Genomic DNA, 5,666 nt, shown 5'->3' on the forward strand with positions numbered 1-5,666 from the left:
AACTACTGCTTAGGCTTTTAGCATAACTTCATTTTTCGCCCGCTTTTAGGGGGCGTGGTCTTATGCGCTCTTTTTCGGAATGGTACTTAAATCACAATGTTTCAACCTTATTCCTTCCTTCTTTTTCAAACAAAACAGGAAAGCGGCAGGTCCCAAAGGGACCTGCCGCTGGTTCTGTACGTATTGCTGCCCCTCCGAACGGAGGGGATCCCGCACGGAAGTAGTGCTGCGTCCCTACGTTGGCATTACCCAAATCAGGTCAGGTCGAGGGACTCTCCCCTCCTCTCAGCCTCCTCGCGGAAGCTCCCTTGCACAGTCGATTTTAACTTGTCCGGCGGAATTTGTCAATCCTCAATGATTGAGCAGCCGCACCCGGCACACCCCGTCCAGGGCCCGGATCTCGTCGGCCACCGTCTGGCTCACCCGGGTACCCACGTCCACCACGGTGTAGGCATACTCCTTCTTGGACTTGTTGGTCATGTTCTCCACGTTGACCCCGTCCTTGGACAGCAGGCCGGTAATGTTGGCGATGGCGCCGGGTACGTTCTTGTGGATAATGCACAGCCGGGACTCGCCGCTCCACTCCTGCACCAGGGTGGGCAGGTTGACGGAGTTCTTGATGTTGCCGTTCTCCAGGTAATCCTTCAGCTCCTGAGCAGCCATGACGGCGCAGTTTTCCTCACTCTCGGGGGTGGAAGCGCCCAGGTGGGGGATGGCCACCACGTTCTTGCCCTGGAGGATCTTGTTGTTGGGGAAGTCGGTGACGTAGGCGGCCACCTTACCGGATTCCAGAGCGACCAGCATATCGTCGTCGTTCACCAAGCCGCCCCGGGCCAGGTTGATGATGCGCACCCCGCCCTTCATCATGTGCATGGCATCCTCGTTGATCATACCCCGGGTCTCGGGGGTCTGAGGCACGTGGAGGGTGATGTAGTCGCAGTTCTTATAGATGGTTTCCAGATCCATGGCCCGGTGGACCAGACGAGACAGGGACAGAGCGGCGTCCACGCTGAGGAAGGGGTCATAGCCGAACACAGTCATACCCAGCTTGGTGGCGATGTTGGCCACCTGTACGCCGATAGCGCCCAGGCCGATGACACCCAGCATCTTGCCGGATAGCTCGGGACCCACGAACTGGCTCTTTCCCTTTTCTACCACCTTCTCCACATCGGCCCCGGCACCGGCCTGGGTACGAACCCACTCGGCGCCGGCGGTAATCTTCCGGGAGGCCATCAGCAGGGCACACACCGCCAGCTCCTTTACGGCGTTGGCATTGGCGCCAGGAGTATTGAACACTACGATACCTGCTTCGGAGCAGCGGTCAATGGGGATATTGTTGGTACCGGCCCCGGCTCGGGCAATGGCCCGAAGATTGTCGGAAAACTGGTACTCATGCATATCGGCGGAGCGGACCAGAATACCATCCTCGTTCTCCACGTCATCGCTGACGGAAAAGCGGGTCTGGTCCAGCACGGACAGGCCGGCAGGGGAAATCTTGTTCAGGGTCTTAATGCGAAACATGAGGGGTTTGCCTCCTTATCAGCATACTTAAAACCGGGCAGGGGCGGGCCGATGTGGGCATCGGCCCCTACCCAACTTTACAGGGACGGCCTGCGGCCGCCCGCACATTTTAGTTATTCTTATCAAACGCCTTAATAAAGTCGCACAGCTTCTCCACGCCTTCGGTGGGCATGGCATTGTAGATGGACGCACGCATGCCGCCCACGGAGCGGTGGCCCTTCAGGTTGGTGAAGCCAGCCTCGATGCTCTCCTTCACAAACTTGGCGTCCAGCTCGTCGCTGCCCGTACGGAACACCACGTTCATATCGGAGCGGGAGTCTTTCTCCACGGCACAGGTAAACAGTCTGGAGCTGTCGATCACGTCGTACAGCATCTGGGCCTTGCCGTGCTTGATGGCCTCCATGCCGGGCAGGCCGCCCTTGGACTCCAGCCAGTCCAGCACCAGGCCCAGGATGTAGATGCACCAGCAGGGCGGGGTGTTGTACATGGAATCCTTGTCGATCATGGTCTTGTAGTTCATCATCAGGGGGGTATAGGGCAGCTCCTGGCCGGCCAGCTCCTCCTTGATGATGACCACGGTGAGACCGGCGGGGGCCATGTTCTTCTGGGCGCCGGCAAAGATAATACCATATTTGCTCACGTCCACCGGACGGGACAAAATGTCAGAGGACATATCACACACGATGGGCACCCCATTGGTCTCGGGAACATACTGCCACTCGGTGCCGTAAATGGTGTTGTTGGCGCAGTAATAGAAGTAGCTGGCCTCAGGGTCCAGGGTGAGCTGCTCCTGGGTGGGGATGTAGGTATGGTTCTTGTCGGCGGAAGAAGCGGCCAGATTGATGGTGCCGTACTTCTTAGCCTCCTTATAAGCAATGTTGGAGAAGTTTCCGGTGACGGCGTAGTCGGCCTTGCCAGTCTTGCCAATGAGGTTCAGGGGCGCCATGGAGAACTGGGAAGAGGCGCCACCCTGGAGGAACAGGATCTTATAGCCCTCGGGCACGTTCATCAGCTTGCGCAGCTTGGCCTGGGTGTCGTCAAAAATCTTCTGGAAAACCTTAGACCGGTGACTCATCTCCATGACTGACATGCCGGACCCCTGATAGTTGGTGATCTCGGCTCCAGCACGCTCCAGCACTTCCAGGGGGAGCATGGACGGGCCTGCGGAGAAATTGAACACGCGCTCGTTACCCATGATAGATGGCCTCCTCAAAATCGAAAAAGTAGTTGCAATGCACGCGGACTCGCTTCGCTTTACATTGATAAAGTCTATTATAGCCACCACCCGCCTGTGCTGTCAAGTGCCCGGAGTACCCAAAAGCTTACTTCGGGTGGTAAAAACTTTGTGAATGTTTTAAGGTACCCTTTGCACTCCGGCGGGTTTTGTGATACAATGCCAATAAACTAAGAGTTTAGTTTTCCCAGGGGAGGGATTGAAAGCTTATGCTGCTTTCCGAGATCAAAGAGATCCTGAACGCCACCGTTCTGTGGGGCGAGGAGCACCTGGACCGGGAGGTCATGTCCGCCTGCGGCAGCGATTTTATGAGCGACGTGCTGGCCTATGTGAAAAACCAGCCGGTGCTTCTCACCGGCCTGGTCAATCCCCAGGTGGTGCGCACCGCCGACATGGTGGAAATGTGCTGCATCATCTTTGTCCGGGGAAAGGTGCCCGGCGAAAACATCGTCAAGCTGGCGGAGGAACGGAACATCGTGGTCATGACCAGCCCAAAACGCATGTATGAGGCCTGCGGCCTGCTCTACTACAATGGATTGCGAGGAAATTGTGATGGAAACGATTAAACTTGTCTACCCTGTGGAGGGCGGCGACCTGATCGAAGCCGGCGAAGCCTCCAGCAAAATGAAGCTGACCCTGAAAAAGCTTGGCCTGCCCCAGGACGTAATCCGGAGGGCCTCCATTTGTATGTATGAGGGCGAAATCAACATGGTCATCCACGCCGACGGCGGCGAGGCTCAGGTGGAGGTGGATTCCGACCAGATCACCATCCGCATGATGGACTCCGGCCCCGGCATCCCCAATGTGGATCAGGCCATGCAGGAGGGCTTCTCCACCGCCGATTCCACCGCCCGGGAGCTGGGCTTTGGGGCCGGTATGGGTCTGCCCAACATGAAGCGTTACTCCGACGAGATGACCATTGATACCGTGGTGGGCACCGGTACCACGGTCACGGTCAAGATCAAGATTCCCCAGTAATGAGCGTTTCCACAGCAAAGCGAGGTGAGACAGGCACATGGCTATGAGGCATTCCGTGGTACTGGACAGCAGACGCTGCCGCGGCTGTACCTCCTGCATCAAGGGCTGTCCCACCGAAGCCATCCGTGTCCGTGGCCGCAAGGCCACCATTCTGCCCGACCGGTGTATCGACTGCGGTGAGTGCATCCGCATCTGTCCCCACAAGGCCATCAAATCCGTGGGCGATCAACTGGATATCCTCACCCGGTTTGAGTACTGCGTGGCCCTGCCCGAGCCCGCTCTCTACGGGCAGTTTCATAATCTGGACAATATCGACATTATCCTCAATGCCCTGCTGAAGATCGGCTTTCACAAGGTGTTTGAGGTAGCCAAGGCCGCTGAGATGATCTCCGATTTTGAGCGGCAGGCGATCTGTGCTGGCCCGCCCAAGGTGACCCCCCTGATTTCCTCCTCCTGCCCCACGGTGCTCCGACTCATCCGGATGCGCTTTCCCAAATTGCTGCCCCATGTGGCCTGCACCATTTTGCCTATGGAGTTGGCGGCCATTCTGGCCCGGCGGGAAGCGGCGGAGGAGACCGGCCTGCCTCCGGAACGCATCGGCGTGTTTGCTATCGTCCCCTGCTCCTCCAAGGTCACCGCCGCCCGGGTATCCGAGGGACTTCAGGCCCCTGTGCTGGATGGCGCCTTCGCCATCCGGGATATCTACCTGCGGCTGCTTAGCCCCATGAAGCACCTGGAGCAGATTGAGCCCATGTCCTCCGTTGGGATCATGGGTCTGGGCTGGGCTTCCTGCGGCGGAGAAAGCGCCGCCCGCCTGCGTGAACAGTGCGTAGCGGTGGACGGAGTCCCAAATGTGATCCGTATGCTGGAGGAGATCGAGGACGGCCGGCTGCCTGAGGCGGATTTCCTGGAGCTGTCTGCCTGTACCCAGGGGTGCGTGGGCGGCTGCTTTACAGTTGAGAATCCATATGCCGCTAAAATGCGGATCAAGGGTCTGATGAAGGGCCTGCCCGTCTCCCGCAACCGGTTCCCCTTCCAGGGCGAGGAGCGGGACATTGTCCGGCGGGACAAGGATCTGCAATATCTGCCCACCTTTGTACTGGATCAGGATCTGGGAGCCGCCCTAAACAAGCAATTGCGCATCCAGGAGCTGGAGTCCAACCTGCCCGGGCTTCATTGCGGCTCCTGCGGCGCTCCCTCCTGCCACGCCTTTGCCGAGGACGTGGTACTGGGCCGGGCCACGGTGGACGACTGTATCTTCAAGGTGCGGGAGCGGATGCGCTCCATGGCCGGTAAGGACGAGGCGGACGACTATCTGCCGCCGCCTTTCCGCCGCCAGCAGCACGATACTTCCAGAAGATGACCCAGGGGCCTGTTGCAGTTCACCGCAACAGGCCCCTTTTTTGTGACGATCATAAAGGAGGATACAAGCATGACTGTTCAGCAACTGATTGAAACTATGGGACTTACTGTATTCCACCTCACCGATCCGGAGCGTCCTGTTACCGGGGGCTACGTGGGTGACCTGCTCAGCTGGGTCATGGGCCGGGCTGGTCAAGACTGCGCATGGCTCACCATTATGTCCAACCAAAACGTGGCAGCTGTAGCCCTGATGGCCGACGTGGGCTGCGTTATCCTCACCGAAGGGGTACAACCCGATGCCGACCTGCTCCGCCGGGCTCAGGACAAGGGGGTCAACCTGCTGGGCACCAGTCTGGACACCTATACCGCCGCCTGCCGGCTGGGCCAGAGCCTGGGCTAAGTATCTGGTCCCGAAAGAAGGGTCTTTTTTGAATTTTTATTACGACCTCCACCTTCACTCCCGCCTGTCGCCCCACAGGTCCTCGGCCCTGCGGGGACCCCTTGATTTTACTTCCTCGGGCGGAGTGAATCCGCCCTGCGGCAAGATTTTTGCCCCAGGCAAAAACGCTTG

6 protein-coding genes and 1 riboswitch are annotated in these 5,666 nt (G+C 58.5%); of the genes, 4 read left to right on the forward strand and 2 right to left on the reverse strand.

From position 1 onward, the window contains the following. Nucleotides 1–214: 214 nt before the first annotated feature. A riboswitch (TPP riboswitch) is annotated at nt 215–321 on the reverse strand. 30 nt (nt 322–351) lie between these two features. After that, the gene (locus H6B51_RS16040) at nt 352–1,521 is read right to left on the reverse strand and encodes a phosphoglycerate dehydrogenase (protein ID WP_204884611.1); all 1,170 of its coding nucleotides are present in this window, start codon (nt 1,519–1,521) and stop codon (nt 352–354) included. Nucleotides 1,522–1,630: 109 nt separating this feature from the next. Further along, nucleotides 1,631–2,716: a 3-phosphoserine/phosphohydroxythreonine transaminase gene (serC, locus tag H6B51_RS16045; protein WP_204884612.1), complete on the reverse strand. Its 1,086-nt coding sequence runs from the start codon at nt 2,714–2,716 to the stop codon at nt 1,631–1,633. A 248-nt stretch (nt 2,717–2,964) separates the two neighbouring features. On the opposite strand from serC, the gene H6B51_RS16050 reads away from it, so the two are divergent. The 4 genes from H6B51_RS16050 (at nt 2,965) to H6B51_RS16065 (ending at nt 5,495) form a co-directional block, all read left to right on the forward strand. Then, nucleotides 2,965–3,321 (forward strand): DRTGG domain-containing protein, encoded by a 357-nt coding sequence (locus tag H6B51_RS16050; RefSeq protein ID WP_204884613.1) that lies wholly within the window; start codon nt 2,965–2,967, stop codon nt 3,319–3,321. Beyond that, nucleotides 3,308–3,733, forward strand: a complete 426-nt coding sequence (locus H6B51_RS16055) for an ATP-binding protein (protein ID WP_204884614.1) — start codon at nt 3,308–3,310, stop codon at nt 3,731–3,733. Before H6B51_RS16050 ends, H6B51_RS16055 begins: the two co-directional genes overlap by 14 nt. 37 nt (nt 3,734–3,770) lie before the next feature. After that, nucleotides 3,771–5,096 carry a [Fe-Fe] hydrogenase large subunit C-terminal domain-containing protein gene (locus H6B51_RS16060; protein ID WP_204884615.1) on the forward strand — a complete coding sequence of 442 codons (1,326 nt, stop codon included), beginning with the start codon at nt 3,771–3,773 and terminating at the stop codon, nt 5,094–5,096. Nucleotides 5,097–5,165: 69 nt separating this feature from the next. Next, nucleotides 5,166–5,495: a DRTGG domain-containing protein gene (locus H6B51_RS16065; RefSeq protein WP_204884616.1), complete on the forward strand. Its 330-nt coding sequence runs from the start codon at nt 5,166–5,168 to the stop codon at nt 5,493–5,495. The last annotated feature ends 171 nt before the right edge of the window (nt 5,496–5,666 follow it).

The sequence above is a fragment of the Pseudoflavonifractor phocaeensis genome (genome assembly GCF_016901955.1).
Taxonomy (GTDB): domain Bacteria; phylum Bacillota; class Clostridia; order Oscillospirales; family Oscillospiraceae; genus Flavonifractor; species Flavonifractor phocaeensis_A.